This is a genomic window from Streptomyces sp. NPDC048600, assembly GCF_055587025.1.
Genome location: NZ_JBVJGZ010000010.1, coordinates 59,670 through 82,736 on the forward strand (window position 1 = coordinate 59,670; position 23,067 = coordinate 82,736).

General features: G+C 72.4%; 24 protein-coding genes. 12 read left to right on the forward strand and 12 right to left on the reverse strand.

Features of this window, described 5'->3' with window-relative positions; genetic code table 11:
* Positions 1-257 precede the first annotated feature (257 nt).
* The 9 genes from ACZ6SQ_RS16055 to ACZ6SQ_RS16095 all read right to left on the reverse strand — a co-directional run bounded on the left by ACZ6SQ_RS16055 (position 258) and on the right by ACZ6SQ_RS16095 (position 8,351).
* Positions 258-1,376: a hypothetical protein gene (locus tag ACZ6SQ_RS16055; protein ID WP_469561803.1), complete on the reverse strand. Its 1,119-nt coding sequence runs from the start codon at positions 1,374-1,376 to the stop codon at positions 258-260.
* Positions 1,376-2,038 (reverse strand): RNA polymerase sigma factor, encoded by a 663-nt coding sequence (locus ACZ6SQ_RS16060; RefSeq protein WP_469561806.1) that lies wholly within the window; start codon positions 2,036-2,038, stop codon positions 1,376-1,378. The genes ACZ6SQ_RS16055 and ACZ6SQ_RS16060 overlap by 1 nt, the downstream gene beginning before the upstream one ends.
* A gap of 422 nt (positions 2,039-2,460) precedes the next feature.
* The gene (locus ACZ6SQ_RS16065; protein WP_469561809.1) at positions 2,461-3,378 is read right to left on the reverse strand and encodes a hypothetical protein; all 918 of its coding nucleotides are present in this window, start codon (positions 3,376-3,378) and stop codon (positions 2,461-2,463) included.
* Between the two features lie 68 nt (positions 3,379-3,446).
* Positions 3,447-4,055, reverse strand: coding sequence for an RNA polymerase sigma factor (locus ACZ6SQ_RS16070; protein ID WP_386377467.1), 609 nt, complete (start codon positions 4,053-4,055; stop codon positions 3,447-3,449).
* A 123-nt stretch (positions 4,056-4,178) separates the two neighbouring features.
* Positions 4,179-4,610 carry a hypothetical protein gene (locus ACZ6SQ_RS16075; protein ID WP_469561811.1) on the reverse strand — a complete coding sequence of 144 codons (432 nt, stop codon included), beginning with the start codon at positions 4,608-4,610 and terminating at the stop codon, positions 4,179-4,181.
* Between the two features lie 366 nt (positions 4,611-4,976).
* Positions 4,977-5,384, reverse strand: a complete 408-nt coding sequence (locus ACZ6SQ_RS16080; protein WP_469561813.1) for a hypothetical protein — start codon at positions 5,382-5,384, stop codon at positions 4,977-4,979.
* A gap of 109 nt (positions 5,385-5,493) precedes the next feature.
* Positions 5,494-6,054 (reverse strand): hypothetical protein, encoded by a 561-nt coding sequence (locus ACZ6SQ_RS16085; protein ID WP_469561815.1) that lies wholly within the window; start codon positions 6,052-6,054, stop codon positions 5,494-5,496.
* Positions 6,055-6,130: 76 nt separating this feature from the next.
* Positions 6,131-6,619 carry a hypothetical protein gene (locus ACZ6SQ_RS16090; RefSeq protein WP_469561817.1) on the reverse strand — a complete coding sequence of 163 codons (489 nt, stop codon included), beginning with the start codon at positions 6,617-6,619 and terminating at the stop codon, positions 6,131-6,133.
* Positions 6,620-6,752: 133 nt separating this feature from the next.
* Positions 6,753-8,351 carry a beta-N-acetylhexosaminidase gene (locus ACZ6SQ_RS16095; RefSeq protein WP_469561820.1) on the reverse strand — a complete coding sequence of 533 codons (1,599 nt, stop codon included), beginning with the start codon at positions 8,349-8,351 and terminating at the stop codon, positions 6,753-6,755.
* Positions 8,352-8,555: 204 nt separating this feature from the next.
* Here ACZ6SQ_RS16095 and ACZ6SQ_RS16100 point away from each other — a divergent pair, with 204 nt between their 5' ends.
* The 10 genes from ACZ6SQ_RS16100 to ACZ6SQ_RS16145 all read left to right on the forward strand — a co-directional run bounded on the left by ACZ6SQ_RS16100 (position 8,556) and on the right by ACZ6SQ_RS16145 (position 16,215).
* A complete protein-coding gene (locus tag ACZ6SQ_RS16100) occupies positions 8,556-9,119 on the forward strand; it encodes a 2-oxo-4-hydroxy-4-carboxy-5-ureidoimidazoline decarboxylase (RefSeq protein WP_469561823.1) in 564 nt (187 codons plus the stop codon).
* 190 nt (positions 9,120-9,309) lie between these two features.
* The gene (gene sdhC, locus ACZ6SQ_RS16105) at positions 9,310-9,690 is read left to right on the forward strand and encodes a succinate dehydrogenase, cytochrome b556 subunit (RefSeq protein WP_469561825.1); all 381 of its coding nucleotides are present in this window, start codon (positions 9,310-9,312) and stop codon (positions 9,688-9,690) included.
* A gap of 5 nt (positions 9,691-9,695) precedes the next feature.
* On the forward strand, positions 9,696-10,178 hold the full coding sequence (locus ACZ6SQ_RS16110) for a succinate dehydrogenase hydrophobic membrane anchor subunit (RefSeq protein ID WP_389319975.1): 483 nt from the start codon (positions 9,696-9,698) through the stop codon (positions 10,176-10,178).
* 22 nt (positions 10,179-10,200) lie between these two features.
* Complete coding sequence (gene sdhA / locus ACZ6SQ_RS16115; protein WP_469561828.1) at positions 10,201-11,955, forward strand: succinate dehydrogenase flavoprotein subunit; 1,755 nt, start codon at positions 10,201-10,203, stop codon at positions 11,953-11,955.
* Positions 11,955-12,716: a succinate dehydrogenase iron-sulfur subunit gene (locus tag ACZ6SQ_RS16120; RefSeq protein WP_386377457.1), complete on the forward strand. Its 762-nt coding sequence runs from the start codon at positions 11,955-11,957 to the stop codon at positions 12,714-12,716. Before sdhA ends, ACZ6SQ_RS16120 begins: the two co-directional genes overlap by 1 nt.
* A 102-nt stretch (positions 12,717-12,818) precedes the next feature.
* Positions 12,819-13,229, forward strand: a complete 411-nt coding sequence (locus tag ACZ6SQ_RS16125) for a VOC family protein (protein ID WP_469561831.1) — start codon at positions 12,819-12,821, stop codon at positions 13,227-13,229.
* A gap of 146 nt (positions 13,230-13,375) precedes the next feature.
* On the forward strand, positions 13,376-13,771 hold the full coding sequence (locus ACZ6SQ_RS16130) for a hypothetical protein (RefSeq protein ID WP_386377455.1): 396 nt from the start codon (positions 13,376-13,378) through the stop codon (positions 13,769-13,771).
* Positions 13,768-14,319 carry a thiol-disulfide oxidoreductase DCC family protein gene (locus tag ACZ6SQ_RS16135; protein ID WP_469561835.1) on the forward strand — a complete coding sequence of 184 codons (552 nt, stop codon included), beginning with the start codon at positions 13,768-13,770 and terminating at the stop codon, positions 14,317-14,319. Before ACZ6SQ_RS16130 ends, ACZ6SQ_RS16135 begins: the two co-directional genes overlap by 4 nt.
* A 142-nt stretch (positions 14,320-14,461) precedes the next feature.
* Positions 14,462-15,445, forward strand: coding sequence for a trypsin-like serine peptidase (locus ACZ6SQ_RS16140; RefSeq protein ID WP_469561838.1), 984 nt, complete (start codon positions 14,462-14,464; stop codon positions 15,443-15,445).
* A gap of 23 nt (positions 15,446-15,468) precedes the next feature.
* Complete coding sequence (locus tag ACZ6SQ_RS16145) at positions 15,469-16,215, forward strand: TetR family transcriptional regulator (protein WP_469561841.1); 747 nt, start codon at positions 15,469-15,471, stop codon at positions 16,213-16,215.
* Here ACZ6SQ_RS16145 and ACZ6SQ_RS16150 read toward each other — a convergent pair.
* Positions 16,208-18,619: an MMPL family transporter gene (locus tag ACZ6SQ_RS16150; protein WP_469562189.1), complete on the reverse strand. Its 2,412-nt coding sequence runs from the start codon at positions 18,617-18,619 to the stop codon at positions 16,208-16,210. The genes ACZ6SQ_RS16145 and ACZ6SQ_RS16150 overlap by 8 nt on opposite strands.
* A gap of 172 nt (positions 18,620-18,791) precedes the next feature.
* Here ACZ6SQ_RS16150 and ACZ6SQ_RS16155 point away from each other — a divergent pair, with 172 nt between their 5' ends.
* The gene (locus ACZ6SQ_RS16155; protein ID WP_386377452.1) at positions 18,792-19,481 is read left to right on the forward strand and encodes a response regulator transcription factor; all 690 of its coding nucleotides are present in this window, start codon (positions 18,792-18,794) and stop codon (positions 19,479-19,481) included.
* Positions 19,478-20,944, forward strand: a complete 1,467-nt coding sequence (locus ACZ6SQ_RS16160) for a sensor histidine kinase (RefSeq protein ID WP_469561846.1) — start codon at positions 19,478-19,480, stop codon at positions 20,942-20,944. Before ACZ6SQ_RS16155 ends, ACZ6SQ_RS16160 begins: the two co-directional genes overlap by 4 nt.
* Before the next feature lie 53 nt (positions 20,945-20,997).
* Here the strand turns inward: ACZ6SQ_RS16160 and ACZ6SQ_RS16165 are convergent, their stop codons facing one another.
* Positions 20,998-22,539 (reverse strand): ABC transporter substrate-binding protein, encoded by a 1,542-nt coding sequence (locus ACZ6SQ_RS16165; protein WP_469561849.1) that lies wholly within the window; start codon positions 22,537-22,539, stop codon positions 20,998-21,000.
* A gap of 162 nt (positions 22,540-22,701) precedes the next feature.
* Complete coding sequence (locus ACZ6SQ_RS16170) at positions 22,702-23,064, reverse strand: hypothetical protein (protein ID WP_469561851.1); 363 nt, start codon at positions 23,062-23,064, stop codon at positions 22,702-22,704.
* Positions 23,065-23,067: the final 3 nt, after the last annotated feature.

Genomic DNA, 23,067 nt, shown 5'->3' on the forward strand with positions numbered 1-23,067 from the left:
CGAGCCCTGGGGTACGGGGGGAACCCCGGCTCAGTGCGAGGCCGATGACCAGTCGGCTCACCTACTACTGCGCCTGAGCCCGCGAAAACGTCACACCTGAGCCGAGAATTCTCCGTCTCCCAACAAAACCCCAGGTCAGAAGGGTCGCGGGCCAGACAGTGCCGTCCTGACGCCGCAAGAGAGCACCCGCCCAAAAGGGGCGCGGGGAACTGCGCGACCAGCCCACCGCAGACCCGCACCCACCGACGGCGCTGAACCTAGCCCTGCGCCTCACGGCCACCGGCGCCGCGACCCCGGTCGCCATGGTCGCCGTCGCCACGGCCATGGTCGCCGTCGCCACGGCCACGGTCGTCGCCATGACCACGCCCCCGGTCACCGTCACCACGGTCACCGCCCCCACGGCCCCGCTCATGCCCGCCCCGGTGGCGATCGCCACCGTTGCCCTCGTCGGAGTCGCCGTCGACATCACCGTCGCCGTCGCCACTCCGGCCCTTCTCGGTCCCCCGCCCCGCCTCGCCGCTCCCGGCTCCGCCCTGGGCGTCGCCCTCCTGGCTGCCACCCCGGTGCGCGGGACCGTCGAGTTCGGCGAGGAGGCCCTTGCAGTAGGACCACACCCGTCCGGAGCCGCCGGCGACGCCCTCCAGGGCCCGCCTGCGTTCGGCCGCGAGGTGCCGCCCGTCGCGCACCGCCCGGCAGGCGGAGGCGGCGTCCCGCAGACCGCGGCCGTTGCCCTCGCGGGCGTCCGGAGCGAGGCCGCTGCGGCCTCCGGGCGTACGGCCGCCGCCCCCGGCGACGTCCCGGCCCGCGCCGCCGGGCTCGGCGGACGTCTCGGGCCGCGCCGTGCCGCCAAAGGCGTCCGGCGACGGGGTGACCGTCGGCAGCCGCGGGGTCGCGGTCGTGGAGACCGAGGAGGCGGGGCCGGGTTCGGCGTCGTCGAAGGGCGTGGGCAGCACTCCGGTTCCGGCCGCTAAGGCCACCCCGCCGACCATGCCGACGGCGAGCGAGGCGGCCAGGACGTAGCGCAGCGGGCGGACCCAGCGGTGGCCGCCGGGCGCGCGCCGAGGGGCGCCGAGCCGGAACAGCCCGGCGTCGGGAGTGCCCTCGCCGCCCGCGCGGCCCGGAGCGGAGGAGGCGTCGGCGTGCTCGGCGAGGACGGCCGGACGGCCGGCGCGCGCACTGCGGAAGGCGGCCAACGCGGCGGCCTCGCCGGGGAGTTCGATACTGCTCGGGGCGGGTTCCGAGGACAGTGCGCCCAGGGCGTCGGCCAGTCGCTCGGCCTGGGCACGCGCATCGGCGTCGACAGCGTCCAGTGGCTCTCCGCGCAGCAATCGCTCCGCCGTTTCGCGGTCCAGCCACCCGTACTGCTCGTCGGCCATCACATGTCCCTCTGCGTCCGCGGACGCGTATGCGTCACACTCGCGGACGTCACCCTCCGGCCGTGCGGTTCTCGCTGCGCGGGCATGGCGTCGAGCGCCCCCGTCGATTCCGGATCCTCGCCGAGGAGTTCGGCCAGTCGTTTCAGTCCGCGGTGCGCGGCCGTGCGGACGGCTCCGGCCCGCTTGCCGAGGGTCTCCGCGGCGGACTTGGCGTCGAGACCGACGACCACGCGCAGGACGACGGCCTCGGCCTGGTCCTGCGGGAGACGGGCGATCAGGGAGAGCGTGCGGCCGGTGGCCAGCGCCTCGATGGCCTCTCCCGCCGTGTCGGACTCGGCGGGTTTGCCGGTCAGTTCGGTCTCGTCGCCGCCGATGGCGGGGCGTCGGCCGCGCATGCGTATGTGGTCCAGGGCACGGTTGCGGGCTATCCGCGCGGCCCAGCCGCGGAAGCGGTCGGCGTCGCCGTCGAACCTGTCGAGGTCGCGGGCTATCTGGAGCCAGGTCTCGGAGGCCACGTCCTCGGCGTCGGGCTCGCCGACGAGCGTCCGGACGTATCCGAGCAGCCGCGGGTGCACCGTGCGGTACACAGTCCGGAACGCGGTCTCGTCCCCGTCCTGTGCCGCAAGCACCGCGGCGGTCAGCTCCGCGTCGTCCCCCAGCACCGCGCCCCTTTTGCGCACCGATCCGGTCGTGCGCCGGGCCCTGGGGAAACACAGCCCAGGCAGTCCGACGCGAAAGGCACGTTACGGCCTGAAACCGCTCCCCGTCCATGCATGTAGAAGACACGTACAAGATGCAACTAACTCGTGACGCGGTGGACGAGTGCGGGGTGTGACACAAATCGCGGCCGCGGCGCTGAAGGAAGTACGGGCCGCCGCGCGGCCCGTCCGCGCGACGGCCGGGGCCTCTCCTGTGGGGGGTGGCGGCCCCGGCCGTTGCCTTCGGCTTCGCACCGCCCGCCCCGCGGGCAGGCACAGGAACGCCCCGGACGCGATGCGCCGGGGCGTTCCTGTGTGTGGTCCGTACCGCGCGATGCCCGCTGCCGTCACCGGCCTCGCGGCCTCGTGGCCTCAGCGGGTCACGGTCACGGGTTCTTGTCGGTGCCGCCCTCGGTGCCGCCCTCGGGCACGCTTTGGGTGCCGCCCTCGGTGCCGCCCTCGGGCACGCCTTCGGCGCCGTTCCCGGTGCCGTTGCCGGAGTCGTTGCTCTGGCCGGCCGGCTCCTCGGTGCGGGTGGCGCCGTTCTGGCCGCCGCCTTCCGGGCCGCCGCCCTGGCCGCTGTCCTGCCCGGTGGCCTGGCCGTTGTTGCCGTCGACGCCCTGGCCGTTGTCCTCGCCGTTCCGGTTGCCCTGCCCGGAGTCCGGGGAGGCCGTGGCATCGGCGGCGCGCAGGACCTCCGCGCAGTAGGCGGGGACGCGGTCCTCGCCGCCGGCCGCCCGCACCAGGCGCTGCCAGGCGGTCGCGTCCAGCGCGTTGCCGCGTTCGCTGACCCGCTCGAAGGACCGGCAGTGCGTCTCGGTGTCCTGGGCGGTCGTCGGGCGGCCGTCGGGGCCCTGCCCCTGGGACGGGCCGCCGGTGGAGGCGGAGGCGCCCGGCTGGTCGGAGGCGCTCCTGGACGGGGACTGCGGCCCCTTGGCCGTGTCGTCGGGCCCGGTGTCGCCGCCGACGGCCGCGTAGGCGACGCCGCCGAGGGTCAGGCCGGCCAGCAGTACGGCGAACGTGGAGCGCACCGGCCGCGCGGCACGCGCGTGGCGCGGCCGCCAGTCGTCGCGCCGCCGGGTGCGTGCCCGGTGCTCCCCGGCCTCCCGCGCCTCGAGGAACGCGGCCACGGCCCGCTGCTCGGCCTCGGCGTCCGGCACGGTCCGCCGCAGGGCGTCGGCGAGGAAGGCCTCCAGGGCGGGGGCGTGGAACGTGTCGGCGGGCAGCGGCTCGGGGGTGCGGCGACCGCCGGCGTGGTTGTGCCGGTGGTCGGGTGCTGCCCCTTCGTTCAGCCGCTCACCCATGTCCGCATCCGTTTCCGTTCGGCCTGTCCGGCCTGTCAGCCTGTCCGACGGTCTGTCGCCGTCGTCGTTCATTTCGACTCCCCCAGCGTCCGGGAAGCCTCATCCGTCACACCCAGCTGCCGCGCCAGGCGCTTCAGGCCCCGGTGGGCGGCCGTCCGCACCGCGCCGGGGCGCTTGCCGAGGACCCGGGCGGCCGCCGGGCCGTCCAGTCCCACCACGACCCGCAGCAGCACCGCCTCGGCCTGGTCGCGCGGCAGCGACCGGACCAGTTCCAGGGCCCGCTCCGTGGAGAGCGACTCCAGGGCCTGCTCGTGGGTGCTGTGCGGCCCCGGGAGCTCCAGCATGTCCTGCTCCAGCGCCGAGCCCCGCGGGCGCACCCGCAGCCGGCGCAGGTGGTCCAGGGCCCGGTGCCGGGCGATGGTGGCCGTCCAGCCGCGGAAGCCCGCCCCGTCGCCCTTGAACCGCCCGAGATCCCGGGCGATCTCCAGCCAGGCGTCGGACGCCACGTCCTCGGCGTCGTCGCCGACGAGTCCGCGCAGATATCCGAGCAGTCCCGGCTGCACCAGCCGGTACGCGACCGCGAAGGCGGCCTCGTCGCCGTCCTGTGCCCGTGCGACCGCCGCGCCCAGCTCCCCGTCGTACGCCTGCGCGCGCCGGGGTTCCCCTCCCTGGCCCAAAACCGTCCTCGTTCGTACCGGTTCGCCTGCGGGTTCCCGCCGTTCGGCACACTCCGTCGGTGCCGACGCCCCCGTCTCAACAGCGCCGCGCCTCACAGAAGTGTCACAGTCCCCCACCCGTGTCTACGCCGCCGTCCGCCGGGCGCGGCCGTGCAGGGTCAGGTAGAAGGTCTGGAGGGACTCCTCCGGGTCGCCCGTCTCGAAGCGGTTGCGGACCTTGCCGAGCGGGTTCCAGACCCGGCCGTCGGGCAGCCGCACCCCGACCGGCTGGGCGAACCAGGCGCGCTGGTCGGCGTCGAGGTCGACCCACACCCCGCCGGCCCGGCGCACCAGGACCTCACCGACGTACGCCCCGAGTCCCGCGAGTGTGTCGCGGACGGCGTCGGCGTCGGCGCCGCCCTTGCGCAGGCCGTCGATCAGCCGGTCCACCACCCGCAGGCTGGCCACGGACCAGTCCAGCGGTATCCGGTGGCGCGCCGTCAGCCGGGCGGTGAACCGCACGGCGTACGGCCGCATCCCGGCGGCCCGTGGCAGACGCCCGTCCCAGGTGTCCATGAGCCCGCCCCTCCGTCGTCGCCTCCGGAGAACTCCGGACGGTTCCCCGTCCGACCCAGCGGGTGCGGCCCCAGGAACATCACGGGTCGCGCGCGTGTGCCATCCCACACGAGAAGCTTGGCGCCCCCATGCAACCTTTCGGGTCCTCGCGCGTCCGTGAGGCGCGGGGTGACGCCCCGCCGGACCGGTGCGCTCTACAAGTGGCACCTGCGTGACAGGTGATGCCGCCGGGTCCCGCCGTACCGCAACCTGACGGCGTTCGGCCGGGACACCGGACCGGCCGGGGCTCCGTACGGTGCCCCGGCCGGTCCGAGCCGGTCCACGACCGCGACGCCGCGGAGATCCGCCAGAAGGACCCCAGGGCCCTCAGAGCCCGTCGACGCGGCTGCCGCTGGCCGCGTCGCGGCACAGCAGGCGCAGGGAGCCCACGCCGGAGAAGCAGCGGCGGGCCTCGTCTATCGGGTCCCACAGCTTGCCGTCGGGCGTGCGCACCCAGTGGTCGCCGCCGGTCGCCCACCACTCGGCGCCGGTCTGCCGGACGATCACCTCGCCCGTGTACGCACCGAGCCCGCGCAGCACGGTCTCGAAGGCGGCGAACGGCGGCTCCTCGCGCCGCAGGTCCTCGATCATCCGGTCGACTCGCCACAGACTCTGCGCCGAGTAGTCCAGGCGCAGCCGCGCGCCCTCCCGCATCGTCGCCACGGCGTCGGCGGCCCAGCGGGCGGGCTTCGCGGCGGCCTGGGGCCTGGTCTCCTGAGGTGTCGTCGTCGTCACATAGGCAAGAGCGAGGTCAGGGGCGGTTTCATCACTCTCCCCGGGCGCGTTCCCACAACCCGCGCAGGACCGCCCCGCCCCGGTCACAGGATCCGCCGCCCGTGAGGATTCAGCCCTCCTGCTGCCGAGTACGCCGCGACACCACCGCCCGCAGCACCCGGCGGCCCTCCGTGGAGACCTCCAGGGCGCGCCGCAGTCCGGCCGTGCCGTGCCCCGCGAGCAGCTCCAGAACGGCGACCTGGCGGCGCAGCTCGGCCTCGACGAGCGGGGACACGCCCTCGGTGCGGCCCGCGCGGCTCGCGTCGACCGAGTCCGCGGCGTTCTCGGCCGGGTCCAGCAGCCGGTGGATCTGGAGCGAGGCGACGGAGCAGGCGTCGGCCCACACCCGTACCTCGGCCGTCGAGCGCTCGGCGGGCGCGGCCTCCAGCATCCGCCGGGCGAGCGTGGCGGCCTCGTCGGGATCGCTCCCGGACGCCTCCAGCTTGCCGCGCGCCTCGTCCAGCAGGCCGCCCCACGCGGTCGGATCGGCGCCGTCGGCGAGGCTGGCCCACAGCGGGCGCAGCAGCTCGTCGTCGCCGCCGAGCAGCGGCACACACCGATCCAAACAAGCCAGCCCACTGGCGGCCAGTCCGCGCTCGTCGGCCTGCGCGATCAGTTCCACCAGACTCATGCACGCCTCCCTGAACGGGGCGCCATCCGTCACGGAGCCCGCACTTTCCCTTTCTGCGCGTAACGGCCCGGTTGTGTCACAGGGGCACCACACCGAGCCGGTCGAGCAGCCGGAAGAAGAGGTTTTCGGCCAAGGGATCGGGCTCCGCGGTGAACACGTCGAGCAGTACGTCGGGGTCGGCGGTGTGCCCGGCCTCGGCGGCCCAGGCGGCCGCTCGCTCCGCGGCGTCACGGGGGTCGAGGAAGTAGTCCTCCACCGACAGGCCGTCCTGGCCGAGGTACCCGGCCATGGCCGCGCGCCCCAGACAGGCCGACCACGCCCCGCTCTCCGGCGCCGCCGCCTCGATCACCACGCAGTCGCTGTCCATCACGTACCCGAACAGCGCCGGTGCCTCGGTCTCCCGGGCGAGCGCGTTCATGCTGCCGACGTCGCCCTCGCCGCTCGGGTACTCCCACACCTGCCAGTCGTCCGGTGCCGAGACGTGCGGCCGCAGCCCCTCGACGGGCAGCAGCTCCCCCAGCGGCCGTGGGCCGCGGCCCACGACGAAGTACCCCCAGTAGCCCATGTCCGGCCCCCCGACTGTCGTGTGCAGGCTCGGGCCGAATACATCACAGCCACGGGAAGCCGCGCAGGCGGATCGGACAATCCGCCCCGGGGCGGGCGCCGGCCGCCCCGCGGCGCGGGGGCGCGGGCCGTCCTCAGGCGACCCGGTCCGCCAGGGCGCGGAACTCCGTCCAGGACAGCGCCGGCCGGTCGGCGTCCCAGAGCTTCTGGGCGGTGGCCCGCAGCGGCATCCGGATGCCGGAGGCGACCTGGGCCTCCGTCTGCGAGTCCGCCAGGTCGCACCAGACGGCGAGTGAGCCGCCGAGGATCTGGGCGTCGTAGCGGGCCGGGACGGCCTCGGTGCCGCGCAGCACGCGCGGGGTCCACTGCTCGTAGATCCGCTCCCCGGTGGGGTAGACGAAGGTCTGCGGCTCGCCGAGGACGTAGTAGAGGAACTCGTCGTTGTAGTTGATCACCTTGCGGCCGGCGCTCAGATAGTCGGCGGGCGGCCGGGCGCCGATCTCCTTGCCGGTCCAGTAGGCGACCTGGAGGTCGGTGTCGGCCTTCACGGACGTGTCGCGGTAGAAGCCGTCGTTCCACGCGCGCGGGGCGCGGCCGAGGGTCCGTACCGTGTCGGCGCGGTCGTTGAGCCACCCGGTGGCGAGGTCGGCGACGCCCGCGCCGGCGCCGTGGGCCTCGCGTGCGGCGGTGGCGAGCTGCGGGTAGGACGCCTCGGGGTCGGACCTGGTGAGCGCCTGGTACTCGTCGCCGCCCAGGTGCCAGGGCTCGCCGGGGAACAGCTGCGCGTATTCGCCGTACAGGTCGTCGAGGATCTCGGCGGCGTCGGGGTCGGAGATGTCGACCGCGCCGCGCGTGGGCGCGCCCGCCGCGTCGCGCAGCTGCAGCGCGGGGTGGGCGTCGATGACCGCGCCGAGATGCCCGGGCGAGTCGATCTCGGGCACGACGGTGATGTGCCGACTGGCGGCGAGGGCGACGATCCGGCGGACCTCGGCCTTGGTCAGATGCTGCCGGGAGACGATCTCCGGGTGGGTGTCCGACTCGATGCGGAAGCCCTGGTCGTCGGAGAAGTGCAGCCCGAGCTGGTTGAACTTCAGATCGCCCAGCTCCCGCACCCGGTCCTCGATCCACCGGGCGGTGAAGTGCTTGCGGGCGGTGTCCACCATCAGTCCGCGCACCGGCTTGGCGGGCTCGTCGCGCACGACCCCCTCGGGAGCCGTGCCGCCGCCGCGGACCTCCTGCTTCAGCGTCCGGGTGCCGTAGAAGACGCCCGCGTCGTCGCGCCCGCTGATGGTCACCCGCCCGTCGCGCACGGTCATGCTGTACGACTCCGGGTCCGCGCCCTCGTCGCCGCTGAGCGCGAGCAGCACGTCCCCGGCGCGCACGTCCCGGCTCTCCCCGGCGTAGGACAGTCCCAGCTCCCCGGCGAGCAGCCGTGCCTCGTCGCGCAGCTCGGCGTCGTCGGCCACCACCCGGTAGGACTTCTGCGGCCGCCAGCCGGGCCCGCGGGCGGGGGTGTGCTCCTGCACGGCGGGGATGGTGCGTGGCGCCTCGGACAGCGGGTAGCTGCGGGTCGGGCTCGGCGACGGACTCGGGGACGCGCTCCCGTCTCCCTCGCTGCTGGTCGGAGCGGCGGCGGGCGGGGAGGCGTCGTCGTCACCCCCGGAGGCCCACACCCCCACGCCCACGCCGAGGACCACGACGGCCACGCCGATCAGCAGCGCGTGCCACCACACCTTCCGTTCCGCTCGCCGCGACCGCCTCGCGTGGGAGCGCCTGTGCCGACTCACGGACCCAACCTACGGCCGCCGGGCGCGCCGTTCGTCCACCACAGGTTCCGAAACTCTCCCTTCCGGGTGAAATTCGGGCATCCGTCGGACAGGTGATGACCAGTCTCGATACGGTGTCGGCACAACTCTCACACCTTCCCCTGCCGAAACGTGACTCGTCTCCTTCCCGAGCAGACCCGCGCCGAGCCGTCCCCGCTGGAGCGCTTCAACTCGATCCCCGCCGCCGAGGCCCGCCGCACGCTCCTCATGTGCCTGCGGAGCCTCCGCTGGGCCGACCGGGTCACCGCCCACCGTCCCTACCCGGACCTCGGCTCGCTGCTGGCCGCCTCCGACGAGGCCGCCTACGACCTCACCCCCGACGACCTGGCCGAGGCCCTGGCCGACGAGACGCTGCCCGACCTCCCGGAGGACATGTACGAGGCGGCCCACATGGCGCTGAGCGCGGCCGGCACGGCGTACGAGGCGCGGTTCGGACACGCGTTCGTCATCTATATGGGCGACACGCCGCCGGAGGAGACGCTCGACCGTTTCCTGGAGGGCATCCGGTCACGATTGGCGAACGATCCCGAGGACGAACGGGTGCTGGCGGCGGAGGAACTCCGCAGGCTGGCGAGGGGCCGGCTGATCAGCGCTCTCCGGGGCGCGGAGCCTTCCCCGCAGGCAGCGCCACCGCGGGCCACCGGCGTCCGCGAACGGTCCGCACCCGGCAAATAGCGGCATAACGCCCCACACGTCACGAAATACTCACCCATCCGCGTGCCACTTTGATCACACAGGTAGGCCCCCGCTAAGCCCAGCGCGTACGCGTCGCTACGATGCTGGGGGCCGGTGGACCGTACCCGGCCGGGCCCGACCGACAACCGAAGCCGGCGCGGCCCTAGTCCCCGCTCCCGGAGGGTCTTCCGTGCCGGCTGGAACGCTGTACCGCGGCCGGGAAGGAATGTGGTCCTGGGTGGCTCATCGAGTCACCGGCGTCCTCATCTTCTTCTTCCTGTTCGTACACGTCCTGGACACCGCTCTCGTGCGTGTCTCCCCCGAGGACTACGACAAGGTCGTAGCCACGTACAAGACGCCGATCGTCGCGCTGCTGGAGTACGGCCTCGTCGCCGCCATCCTGTTCCACGCGCTCAACGGCCTGCGCGTCATCGCCGTCGACTTCTGGTCGAAGGGCCCGCGCTACCAGAAGCAGCTGCTCTGGACCGTCGTGGGTCTCTGGGTCGTCCTGATGGCGGGCGCCGTCTACCCCGTCCTCGGCCACGCCGCTCGTGAAGTGTTCGGGAGCTGACGCGCATGTCCACGACTGAAATCAACGCTTCCGGCATCGGTCCGGTCGAGGGCGCGCCGGTCTACGGCGTCGACAACCCCGCGCCGGTCATCGAGGCCCCCCGCAAGCGGACCAAGAAGACCCCCCGGTCCACCCGTGGCAACTTCGAGATGGCGGCCTGGCTCTTCATGCGCCTGTCCGGCATCGTGCTGGTCGTCCTCGTCATCGGCCACCTGCTGATCCAGCTGGTGCTGGACGGCGGCGTCTCCAAGATCGGCTTCGCCTTCGTGGCCGGTCGCTGGGCGAGCCCCTTCTGGCAGGTCTGGGACCTGCTGATGCTCTGGCTGGCCATGCTGCACGGCGCCAACGGCCTGCGCACGGTCATCAACGACTACGCGGAGCGCGCGAACACCCGCCTGTGGCTGAAGGGCCTGCTCTACACGGCCACGGTGTTCACCATCCTGCTGGGCACGCTGGTGATCTTCACCTTCGACCCGAACATCCGCTAGGCACGGGGCTGAGGAATACCTGATGAAGATCCACAAGTACGACACCGTCATCGTCGGCGCGGGCGGCGCCGGTATGCGCGCCGCCATCGAGTCGACGAAGCGCAGCCGCACCGCCGTGCTGACGAAGCTCTACCCCACCCGGTCCCACACGGGCGCCGCGCAGGGCGGCATGGCCGCCGCGCTCGCCAACGTGGAGGAGGACAACTGGGAGTGGCACACCTTCGACACGGTCAAGGGCGGTGACTACCTGGTCGACCAGGACGCCGCCGAGATCCTGGCGAAGGAGGCCATCGACGCCGTCCTCGACCTGGAGAAGATGGGCCTGCCGTTCAACCGGACCCCGAACGGCACCATCGACCAGCGCCGCTTCGGCGGTCACTCCCGCAACCACGGCGAGGCCCCGGTCCGCCGGTCCTGCTACGCGGCCGACCGCACCGGCCACATGATCCTCCAGACGCTGTACCAGAACTGCGTCAAGGAGGGCGTGGAGTTCTTCAACGAGTTCTACGTCCTGGACCAGCTGATCACCGAGGTCGACGGCATCAAGAAGTCGGCCGGTGTGGTGGCGTACGAGCTGGCCACCGGTGAGATCCACGTCTTCCAGGCGAAGGCCGTCATCTACGCCTCCGGCGGCACCGGCAAGTTCTTCAAGGTGACCTCGAACGCGCACACCCTGACCGGTGACGGGCAGGCCGCCTGCTACCGCCGCGGTCTGCCGCTGGAGGACATGGAGTTCTTCCAGTTCCACCCGACCGGCATCTGGCGCATGGGCATCCTGCTGACGGAGGGCGCCCGCGGTGAGGGCGGCATCCTCCGCAACAAGGACGGCGAGCGCTTCATGGAGAAGTACGCGCCGGTCATGAAGGACCTCGCGTCCCGTGACGTCGTCTCCCGCTCCATCTACACGGAGATCCGCGAGGGCCGCGGCTGCGGTCCCGAGGGCGACCACGTCTACCTGGACCTGACACACCTCCCGCCGGAGCAGCTGGACGCCAAGCTCCCGGACATCACGGAGTTCGCGCGTACGTACCTCGGTATCGAGCCCTACACGGACCCGATCCCGATCCAGCCCACCGCGCACTACGCCATGGGCGGCATCCCGACGAACGTCGAGGGTGAGGTCCTCTCGGACAACACCACCGTCGTCCCGGGTCTGTATGCGGCCGGCGAGGTCGCGTGCGTGTCGGTCCACGGCGCCAACCGTCTGGGCACCAACTCGCTGCTGGACATCAACGTGTTCGGCCGCCGTGCGGGTATCGCCGCCGCCGAGTACTCCCAGAAGGCCGACTACGTCGAGCTGCCGGAGAACCCGGAGTCGATGGTCGTCGAGCAGATCGAGCGGCTGCGCACCTCTACGGGCACCGAGCGGGTGGCCACCATCCGCCGCGAGCTCCAGGAGACCATGGACGCCAACGTCATGGTGTTCCGTACCGAGCAGACGATCAAGACGGCCGTCGAGAAGATCGCCGAGCTGCGCGAGCGCTACAAGAACGTGGCGATCCAGGACAAGGGCAAGCGGTTCAACACCGACCTGCTGGAGGCCGTCGAGCTGGGCAACCTGCTCGAACTCGCCGAGGTCATGGCCGTCTCCGCGCTGGCCCGCAAGGAGTCCCGCGGCGGTCACTACCGCGAGGACTACCCGAACCGCGACGACGTCAACTTCATGCGCCACACCATGGCGTACCGCGAGGTCGGCGCCGACGGGTCCGAGACCGTGCGTCTCGACTACAAGCCCGTCGTCCAGACCCGCTACCAGCCGATGGAGCGTAAGTACTGATGGCTACCCCTGTTCTGGACAAGGTCGAGGCGGAATCCGCGGCCTCCCCGTACATCACGGTCACCTTCCGGGTCCGCCGGTTCAACCCGGAGGTCTCGGCCGAGTCGACGTGGGAAGACTTCCAGCTGGAGATCGACCCCAAGGAGCGCGTCCTCGACGGTCTCCACAAGATCAAGTGGGACGTGGACGGCACCCTGACGTTCCGCCGCTCCTGCGCGCACGGCATCTGCGGCTCCGACGCCATGCGGATCAACGGCAAGAACCGCCTGGCGTGCAAGACGCTGATCAAGGACATCAACCCGGACAAGCCGATCACGATCGAGCCCATCAAGGGCCTGACGGTCCTGAAGGACCTGGTCGTGGACATGGAGCCGTTCTTCCAGGCGTACCGGGACGTGATGCCCTTCCTGATCACGAAGGACACCAACGAGCCGACGCGTGAGCGTCTTCAGACGGCCGAGGACCGTGAGCGCTTCGACGACACGACGAAGTGCATCCTCTGCGCCGCCTGCACCTCCTCGTGCCCGGTGTTCTGGAACGACGGCCAGTACTTCGGCCCGGCGGCCATCGTCAACGCGCACCGCTTCATCTTCGACTCGCGCGACGAGGCCGGCGAGCAGCGCCTGGAGATCCTCAACGACCGTGACGGTGTGTGGCGTTGCCGCACCACCTTCAACTGCACGGACGCCTGCCCGCGTGGCATCGAGGTCACCAAGGCGATCGCCGAGGTGAAGAAGGCGCTGATCACGCGCCGCTTCTGAGCCCGGACACGCCCGAGGGCCCTGCTCCGTACGGAGCAGGGCCCTCGGCGTTTTCCGCGCCTTCCCGGCGGGCCGGTGGGACAAGGAACCTAATGTGATGCCATGTCAGATGACGAGTCCTACGAGCTGCTCGGGTTCGACAACGTACTGCTGCCGGTAGGGCGGCTCGGCGAGGCGGTGGAGTTCTACGAGCGGGCCGGGTTCACGGTGGGGTTCCGGTTCGACGAGGCCGGGATCGCGCTGCTGAAAGCCGGGGGCGAGACACCCGGGATCCTGCTGCGGCAGGAGGAGGCGCTGGGGCACCGGCCGCCGCCGTGGCCCTCCCCGCGGATCTGGCTGGAGGTGCCGGACGTGCGGGCGGCGGCACGGGCACTGCGGGACGCGGGGGTCGCGCTGCTCGACGAACCCTTCCCGGGGGCCACGGGATGGACGGTGGAGATCGCCGACCCGTGGGGGAACGTCATCGGGTTCACGGACTACTCCAAGCGGCCGGAGCTGGGGCGCAGGCCCTGACCCCCGGACAAACCCCTTCACCATGCACCGAGTTGGCGGCACGCCGACCGTGACGCAGGTCTCCGCGCTATTGCGTTGAACGCGTTCAAAACCAGGTCTACAGTCAGCCCTGTCAGCGTTTTGAACGCGTTCAGAAGGGGGAGGCCATGGACCGCGTGGTTGTCACGTACACCATCTACCTGGCCATCAGCATCGCGCTCACCGTCTGGGTGGCCCGCACACTCAGCCGTAACGGGCGCATCTTCCTCGCGGACGTGCTCCGCGGGAACGAGGAGCTCGCCGACGCCGTCAACCGCCTGCTGGTGGTCGGCTTCTACCTGGTCAACCTCGGCCTGGTCGCCCTGTTCACGACCCCCAGCGGGGACGTCTCCACCAACGCGGGCATGTTCGAGAACCTGTCGGCCAAGCTCGGGGTGGTGCTGCTGGTGCTGGGCATGATGCACCTGGGCAACGTCTACTTCCTCAACCGCATACGGCGCCGGGGCCGGATGGAGCGCGAGCAGGTACCGCCGGTGGAGCCGCAGGGCTGGGCGGAGGTGTGAGCGCCGGGGCACCGGGGCCGGGCGAGGACCTGACGGCCGAGCCCGCCACCCGGGACCGGGACGCCGCGCGCGTCCCGGTCCGCCGGCTCACCGTGCTCTACGACGCCGAGTGCCCGCTGTGCGCCCATGTGCGCGACTGGCTGGGCCACCAGGCGCAGTTGGTGCCGCTGGACCTGATCCCGGCCGGGTCCGCCGAGGCCCTCGCCCGCCACCCCCGCCTCGACCACGCCGCCACGCTCGACGACATCACCGCCGTGGGCGACGGGGGCCAGGTCTACCGGGGCGCCGCCGCGTGGGTGGTCGTCCTGTGGGCGCTGCGCGAACACCGGCCCCTCGCCCACCGGTTGAGCACCCCCGCCGGGATGCGGCTGGCCAAGGGCGCGGCGCTGGCGGCCGCGAGATGGCGCGAGGGCCGGTGGGGCCGCGACGAGCGGGGCGAGGCGGTGTACCGCCGGGCGGACGGATGGACGTACGACCCGTCCCGGGGCTGGAGTCACAGTCCGCCGGGGTGCGAGGGCGGGACCTGCGCACCGGGGCCAGGGGCCTGAGGGGCCGCACCGGCGAGGGGCTCGGGGACCGACGCGGGCGGGCGGCACCCGGATCCACGCGATTTTGACATGAACCCTTCCATCTTGGAGGCCGCGTTGGCACCCTGCCCCCGCAGCTCGCCCCCACACAGAAGGAGTTCGCGTGAGAGGCACACCCCGCATCTCCGGCACCCTCCTCGGCGCACTGACCTGCGTCGCCGCGCTGCTCGTCACCGGCGCCACGGCCACCCCCGCGGGTGCCGCCCCGACACCCGGGCCCGCCGTACGGCAGGTTTCGGCCGCCGCGCAGGAACACGCGCGGGACTTCTGGACCCCGCAGCGGATGCGTGCCGCGCAACCGCTGGACCTGCTCAGCGTCGGCCGGCACGCCGGCTCCGGCACGGCACCGCGCGAGGGCACGCCCCGCACGGTCGCGCCCACCGCCCCGGAATTGGGCGTCCAGGCCTTCCCGAACGGCGGCGGCGCCTGGACCGGCGGCGGCAGGGTGGTCACCACGGCCGGCCGGGTCTTCTTCTCCTACCAGGGCCGTACGGCGTCCTGCTCCGGCAACGCCGTCACCAGCGCCAACAGGAGCACGGTCGTCACGGCCGGCCACTGCGTGAAGCTGGAGGGCGCCTGGCACACGAACTGGGTGTTCGTGCCGGGCTACCACGACGGCCAGTCGCCGTACGGCCGCTGGACCGCCACCAGGACCCTGTCCACACCCCAGTGGACGGCGAGCGAGGACATCAACTACGACATCGGCGCGGCGGTCGTCGCCCCGCTGGACGGCCGCTCGCTCACGGACGTCGTCGGCGGGCAGGGCATGGCCTTCGATACGGGCTACAGCCAGCGCATGTACTCCTTCGGCTTCCCGGCGGCCGCGCCCTACGACGGGGAGAAGTTCATCTACTGCAGCGGCACGACCAGCCGGGACTTCCTGCTCTCCCGCGACCACGGCATGACCTGCAACATGACCGGGGGCTCCAGCGGCGGCCCGTGGTTCACCCAGTTCAGCGAGGCCACCGGGACGGGCCTGCTGTCCTCGGTGAACAGCTTCAAGTACAACTTCCTGCCCAACCGGATGTACGGCCCGTACTTCGGCGCCGACGCGCAGAACCTCTACCAGGCGGCGCAGTCGTCCTGAGCCGCACTGGTTAGGCTCCTTCCGTGCCCTCGAAGAACGCCGGCCCCGAGCCCAGCAAGTCCGAGCAGACCCGCGCGCTGATCCTGGAGACCGCCATGCGGCTGTTCCAGGAGCGCGGCTACGACAAGACCACCATGCGGGCCATCGCCCAGGAGGCCGGGGTCTCCGTCGGCAATGCGTACTACTACTTCGAAGGCAAGGAACACCTGATCCAGGGCTTCTACGACCGGATCGCCGCCGAGCACCAGGCGGCGGTCCGGGACGTCCTGGACCGCGAGACCGAGCTGGAGGCGCGGCTGGCGGGCGTGCTCAGGGCATGGCTGGACGTCGCCACGCCGTACCACGAGTTCGCCGTCCAGTTCTTCAAGAACGCCGCCGACCCCGACAGCCCCCTCAGCCCCTTCTCCCCGGAGTCGGAGCACGCCCGCGAGGAGGCGATCAGCGTCCACCGCGAGGTGCTCGCGGGGGCGACGAGGACCAAGGTGCCGGAGGAACTCCGCGATGTGCTGCCGGAGTTGCTGTGGCTCTCCCAGATGGGCCTCGTCCTGTACTGGATCTTCGACCGCACCGAGGGACGGGAGCGCAGCTACAAGCTCGCCGCGCGAGGTGCCCGGCTCACCTCGCGCGGCGTCGCCCTGTCCCGCTTCCGTGTCCTGCGCCCCCTGGTCCGCGAACTGCACGAGCTGTTCACGGACTTCCTGCCGGGGATGACGAGGGTGCTGCCCACACCGGGCAAGGGCGGGAAGGACAGCCCGGCGGACCCTAGTTGACCGGGTCGACCTCTCCCTCGGCGACCAGCTCCACGTCGTACACCACCGGCCCGTCCCCCACGGCCACCTGCCGGGCCTGGGCACCGTGCCCGCCCGCGCTCGCCGACAGCAGGTAGGTGCCCGGGCCCGGGACCGCGACGACGTAGGAGCCGTCGGCCAGGGAGGTCACCCGGTCCAGCTGCCGACCGCCGCGGGTGAGCAGGGTGACGGAGGCGACGACGGGCTCGCCGTGGGGCGTGCGGATGAAGCCGTGGACCACCGAGGACGGGCCACCGGCCGGGTCGTGCTCCCGCGCCGGCTTCTCCTCCGAGGGCTCCACCGCCAGATGCGGCAGCCGCTTCTCCAGCCCGGCCGGGAGCCACCAGTTGGCGTTGCCGAGCAGATGCATCGCGGCCGGGACCAGGGCCGTGCGCAGGATGAACGCGTCCAGCGCGACCGCCGCAGCCAGGCCGATGCCCGCCATCGCGCCCTCCATGTCCCCGCTGAGGACGAACGCGGAGAACACGCAGATCATGATCAGGGCCGCGCAGTTGATGACCCGGCTGGTCTCCGCCAGGCCGACCCGGACCGCGCGGGCGTTGTCCTTGGTGTGCACCCACTCCTCGTGCATCCGGCTGACCAGGAACACCTGGTAGTCCATCGACAGGCCGAACAGCAGGGACAGCATGATGACCGGCAGGAACGCCGTGATCGGGCCCTCCTTGCCGATGCCGAGCAGCTCCGTGCCCCAGCCCCACTGGAAGATCGCCACCAGGACACCGAAGGACGAGGCGGCCGCGATCAGGTTCATCACCGCGGCCGTCAGCGGGACCACCAGGGAGCGGAAGGCGACCAGCAGGAGCAGGAAGCCCAGCGCGATGATCGTCCCCACGAAGTAGGGCAGCCGGTCGCCCGTGACCTGCGCGAAGTCCTTGAACACCGCCGTCACACCGCCGACATGGGCCTCGGCGCCCGTCGGCGGGATCACCTCGTCGCGCAGCCGGTCGATCAGCTGGTCCGTCGCCTCGGACTGCGGGGAGGTCGTCGGGACCACCTGGATCACGGTGACGCCGTTCACCTCGGGGGCCGCCGCCACCTGGGCCACGCCCCGCGCGCCGCGGATGCCGTCGACGAGCGCCTCGGGGGCCGCGCCCTCGACGACGACCTGGAGCGGGCCGTTGACGCCCGGCCCGAAGCCCTCGGCGAGCAGGTCGTAGGCCTGGCGGGTGGTCTGGGACTCCTGGTGGTTGCCCTGGTCGGTGGCGCCGAGCCGGAGCGAGAGGACCGGCACCGCGAGCGCGGCCATGACCACCACCGCGAGCAGCGCGACCGACCGGGGCCGCCGTTCGACGACGGTCGACCAGCGGGCGGCGAGACCGCTGGCCTCCTCCGGCTCGGGGCCGGTCGCGGCCAGCCTGCGCCGCTGGCGGCGGCTGAGCACCCGCATGCCCAGCAGACCGAGGAGGGCGGGCAGCAGGGTGATCGCCGCGAGGACGCTGAGCACCACGGTCAGCGAGGTCGCGATGACCACGCCGTCCAGGAAACGCAGGTTCATCACCAGCATGCCGGCCAGCGCGATGCACACCGTGCCGCCCGCGAACAGCACGGCCCGGCCGGAGGTGTTGAGCGCGGTCGCGGCCGAGTCCTCCGGGCTGCCGCCGCGCAGGATGCCGCGCCGGTGCCGGGTGACGATGAACAGCGCGTAGTCGATGCCGACGCCGAGACCGATCAACGAGCCCAGCAGCGGGGCAACTTCGGGCACGTTGGTGACATGGCTGAGCATCATCGTGGCCAGCATGCCGAGGCCGACGCCGAAGACCGCCACGACGATCGGCAGCAGCATCGCGAACAGCGAGCCGAAGGCGAGGAACAGCACGATCGCCGCGGCGACGATGCCGACCAGCTCGGCCGTGCCCTGCGGGGGCTCCTGGGTGCGGGCGATCGCCTGACCGCCCAGTTCCACCTGGAGCGAGTCGTCCGCCGCCGCCCGCGCGGTGTCGACGACGTCCTCGACCAGCTCCTTGGGGATCGCGTTCGCCTCCTGGGTGAACGTGATCTGGGCGTAGGCGATCCGCCCGTCCCGGCTGATCTGCGTCACACCCGCCTCGCCCGTGTACGGTCCGGCCACCTGGCCGACCCCGTCCATCCGGGCGATCTCCGCCAGCGCGGGCTCGATCCGGGACCGTACGGCGTCGTCCCGCACCGATCCCTCGTCGGTCCGCCACACCACCGTGTCCGTGTCGCCCGCGCGTTCCGGAAACGCCTTCTCCATCAGGTCGTACGCCCGCTTGGAGTCGGTGTCCGGGAGGGAGAAGACGTTCGCGTAGTCCGTCCCGGCCGCCGACCCGGCGAAGCCCAGGCCGAACAGCGCCCCCACCCACAGCAACAGGACCGCCAGCCGGTGCCGATAGCACCACCGTGCCAATGCCGCCACGTTCAAAGCCCCTTCGTCCTCGTCATCCGGTCGGCCCCCCGAGGTCCACGGCACCAGCATCGGGCGGGGCCCGCGCACGAGGACACCGCACACGGGGGACTCTCAAGGAACTCCAAGGCGGCCGGGGGCCCATGGCCCGCCGGGCGGCGTCGATACTGGGGGCATGACGACGGCCCCTGGCACCGTGCTGGTCGTGGAGGACGAGGAGAGCATCGCCGACGTCCTCGCCATCGCCCTGCGCTACCACCGCTTCGAGGTGATGACCGCGACCGGCGTCCGCGAGGCACTCGCGCTCGCCGAGCGGACCCCGCCCGACGCGGCCCTGCTCGACGTGATGCTCCCGGACGGCGACGGGCGTGCCCTCGGGCGCGAACTGCGCGCCCGGCGGCCCGAGCTGGCGATCGTGTTCCTCACCGCCCGGGACGCCCCCGCCGAGATCGTGGGCGCGCTCGGCTTCGGGGACGACTACATCACCAAGCCTTTCGACATCGACGTGGTCGTCGCCCGGGTGACCGCCGTGCTGCGCCGCACCCGCCCGGCCGACGTGCTCCCGCGGCGGCCGCCGCTGCGCTACGGCGACCTGGAGCTGGACGAGACGACGTACTCGGTGCACCGCGCGGGCCACACGGTCGAGCTGACCCCCACCGAGTACGCGCTGCTGCGCTTCCTGGTGCGCAACGGCGGCCGGATCGTGCCCAAGGAGCAACTCCTGCGCCACGTCTGGCAGTACGAGCACACCCCGCCCGAGTCGACCGTCGTGGAGACCTACATCAGCTATCTGCGGCGCAAGCTGGACGTCCTGGGGGCGCCGGTGATCACCACCCGGCGCGGTGTGGGATACGGGCTGGCATGAGGCGGCGGCGCAGGCAGGGTCTGCACTCCCTGCGGGTGCAGCTGACGGTGGCGAACGTGGTGCTGCTGTCCCTGGGCATCGTCATGGCGACCGCAGTCAGCCTGATGGCGGCCCGCTTCTATCTGCTCGACAAGATCGACACCGAGCTGAAGGCGTCCCGCACCTCGCTGCGCACCGCCGGGTTCACCCTGCGGCAGCTGGACGCGCTGCGGGAACTGGGCGTCGCCATGGACAGGTTCGGCACGGGCGCCGGCACCGACCCGTTGCCCGCGCCCGCCGTGCTGTACGTCGCCGTGGACCGGGCCGGTGACCCCGTGGGGCTCGGCCCGCTGCTGCCCACGACGCGCCAGCGGGCGCTGGCCGCCGCCGTGACCGACCCGGCCGCGGTGGCCGCCGAGGAGGAGCCGAGCGACGTCTCCGTGCAGGGCGAGCCGTACCGGCTGGTCGGCGCCCGGCTCCCGGACGGCACCATCGTCCTCATCGGCACCTCCACCGGAGCGCTGCACGAGGGCATGGGCAAGGCGCTGCGGCTCGATCTGGCCTTCGGCACGCTGCTGCTGGCGGTGCTGGGCTGCGTGACGATGGTCAGCGTGATGCGCCGGATGCGGCCGCTGGAGGACATGGTGGAGACGTCGTCGGCGATCGCCGAGGGCGACCTGGCCGCGCGGGTGCCCTCCAGCAGGCATCCCACCCAGGAGGTCGAGCAGCTGCGGCTCGCCCTCAACGCCATGCTCCACCAGGTGGAGTCGGCCCACCGCACCCGCGAGAGCAGCGCGGCCCAGCTGCGGCGGTTCGTCGCCGACGCCTCGCACGAGCTGCGCACCCCGCTGGCGGCGATCCGCGGCTATCTCCAGCTGTACGACAAGGGCATGCTCCAGGACCCGGCGGAGCGCAGGCGCGCCTGGGACCGGGTGCTGGCCGAGACCGACCGGATGGGGCGCCTGGTCGACGAGCTGCTCACCCTGGCGCGGCTCGACCAGCGGCCCGAACTGCGGCTGCGCAACGTCGACCTGAGCCGGCTGGTGCGCGAGGCGGCCGAGGACCTGCTGGTGCAGCAGCCGGACCGGCCGGTCGCGGTCGCCGCGGAGGGCTCGGTGCTGGTGCGCGCCGACGAGTCGGGGCTGCGCCAGGTGCTGGGCAATCTGCTGGGCAACGTCCGGGTGCACACCTCGGCCGAGGTGCCGGTGCGTCTCGGTGTGGAGCGGGTGGACGGGGTCGTGCGGCTGTGTGTCGCTGACCGGGGTCCGGGCCTCGGCGAGGAGGACGCGGGCCGGGTCTTCGACCGCTTCTTCCGGGCCGGGGGCGGCGCGGGCAGCGGGCTGGGCCTGGCCATAGTCCAGGGGGTCGTACGGGCCCACGGGGGCGAGGTGTCGGTGGTGACGGCGCCCGGCGAGGGCCTGGCCGTGACGGTGACACTGCCCGCGCGGGGGGAGGGCGGCCTCCCCCCGCCCGGCGACGAGTAGGGCGTGTTCCGCGAAAGCGGCCGGGGCCTTCGGAACACGCCCCCGTCGGGACGTCAGATCCAGTTCAGGCGCCACAGGCGGAACACGCCCGTGCCGTCCGAGAGGTACTGGCCGCCGCCGATGTCCAGGGTGGTGACGACGTACTCCTTGCCCTGCCACAGCGGGATGACCGGCACGTCCTCGGCGACGGTCTGCTGGAGCTCCTTGAAGGCGTCGACGGACTGGCCGCGGTCGGCGAACTGCTGGCTCTTGCGGACGAGCCCGTCGACCTCCTTGCTGGAGTAGCCGGTGTTCATGGTGCCGTCGGTGCCGACCAGCGGGGAGCCGAAGGTGTCCGCGTCCGGGTAGTCCGCGACCCAGCCCACGGCGTAGGCGTCGAGCCGGCCGCCCGCCCAGCGCTTCTGGAAGTCGGTCCACTCGTAGCCCTTGAGGCTGACCTTGAACAGGCCGTCCTTCTCCAGCTGCTTCTTGATCGCCTTCGCCTCGGCCTCGGCGGCGCCGCGGCCCTCGCCGTAGCCGTAGGTGAACTCGACCGGGAGGCTCACTCCGGCCTCCTCGAGCAGGTCGCGGGCCTTGGCGGCGCTCTGCTCGGGGTAGGTGTCGAAGAACGAGGTGGTGTGGCCGGTGATGCCGGCCGGGATCAGCGAGTAGAGCGGGTCGACCGTGCTGTCGTAGACGTTGACGGCGAGGTCCTCGCGGCTGATCAGCCAGGCCATGGCCTGCCGGACGCGCACGTCGTGCAGCGGCTTCCCGGCACGGGTGTTGAAGTAGAGGTTGCGGGTCTCGACGCCGTCCGCCTCGGACACCCGCAGGTCGGGGTCGCTGGGCGAGAGCTGGGCGAGGGTCTCCGGCGGCAGCTGGCGCGCGGCCACGTCGACCTCCTTGGCCTCCCAGGCACGGCCGAGCGCCTCGGAGTCCTCGAAGTAGCGCAGCTCGACCGGCTTCCCGGTGCCCTTGAGGGCGCCGCGGTAGCTGCCGTTGGGGGCGAGGCGCGCGCTGCCGTCCTTGGAGAACGAGCTGAGGGTGTACGGGCCCGTGCCGTCCACCGAGTCGCCCTCGCGCAGGGCGTCGGCCGGGTACTTCTCGCTGTCGACGATCGCGCCGGCGCCGGTCGCCACCTTGAACGGGAACGTGGCGTCGGACGAGGCCAGCTTGAAGGTGACCGTGTGGTCGCGGGCCTCGACGGAGTCCAGCGTGGAGAACAGCGAGGCCGGACCGACATCGGAGTTGATCTTGCGCATCCGGTCGAAGGAGAACTTCACGTCCTCCGCCGTCATCTCGCGCCCGCTGGGGAACTTCACCCCCTCGCGCAGCTCGCAGCGGTACGTCCGCAGACCCGCGCCGGTGAACTTGCAGGCCTCGGCCGCGTCCGGGACCGGCTCGGCGGCGCCCGCCTCGAACGTGAGCAATGACTGGAACACGTTGCTGAACAACGCCCATGATCCGGCGTCGTAGGCCCCCGCGGGGTCCAGTGACGTCACCGCGTCCGTGGTGCCGACCGCGATCGGGTCGTCCTTCTCCTCATGTGACGGCAGCAACTGCCAGCCACCCACTCCCGCGACTGCGATCACCAGCAGTGTCACGAGAATCCGCATGCGAATCGATCGCACCGGTGCCCCTCCCCAGGCCTTTCAAAGGCCACCTCCCCAGTGGCCGCGCTCAATTAATCACACCGGCCTGACCTGGCGGAAGGGGCCCCCGGGCAGTTGAGGAAGAAGTTTGCGAAGAACGTTATGAGAATGTTTCACAGGCTGTTCTCAGCCAAATCCCGAAGCGCTCAGCAGGACGGCCGCGAGCACCCCGGAGACCGCGAGCACGACCGCCGCGCGGACCAGGACCGCCCGGTCCGCGGCACGCCGCAGCGAGGGCACCGCGCGCAGGGCCCAGGTGAGCGGCAGGGAGCCGAGCGCGGCGCACGCCAGCAGGACCAGGGCACCCGCCGGGGACGCGGTGAGGACGCCGCCCCCGCCGTCCCCGCCGGCCTCGCCTGTCTCACCGCCCAGGTGCAGCAGGGCGGCGGCCCCGAGCCAGGCCACCGCGCAGCCGCCGGTGAGCAGGGTCTCGAACAGGGCGAGGCGGAGCCGTCCGCGCGCTGTCTCGGTGAGGGAACGCGCTCGCATCGG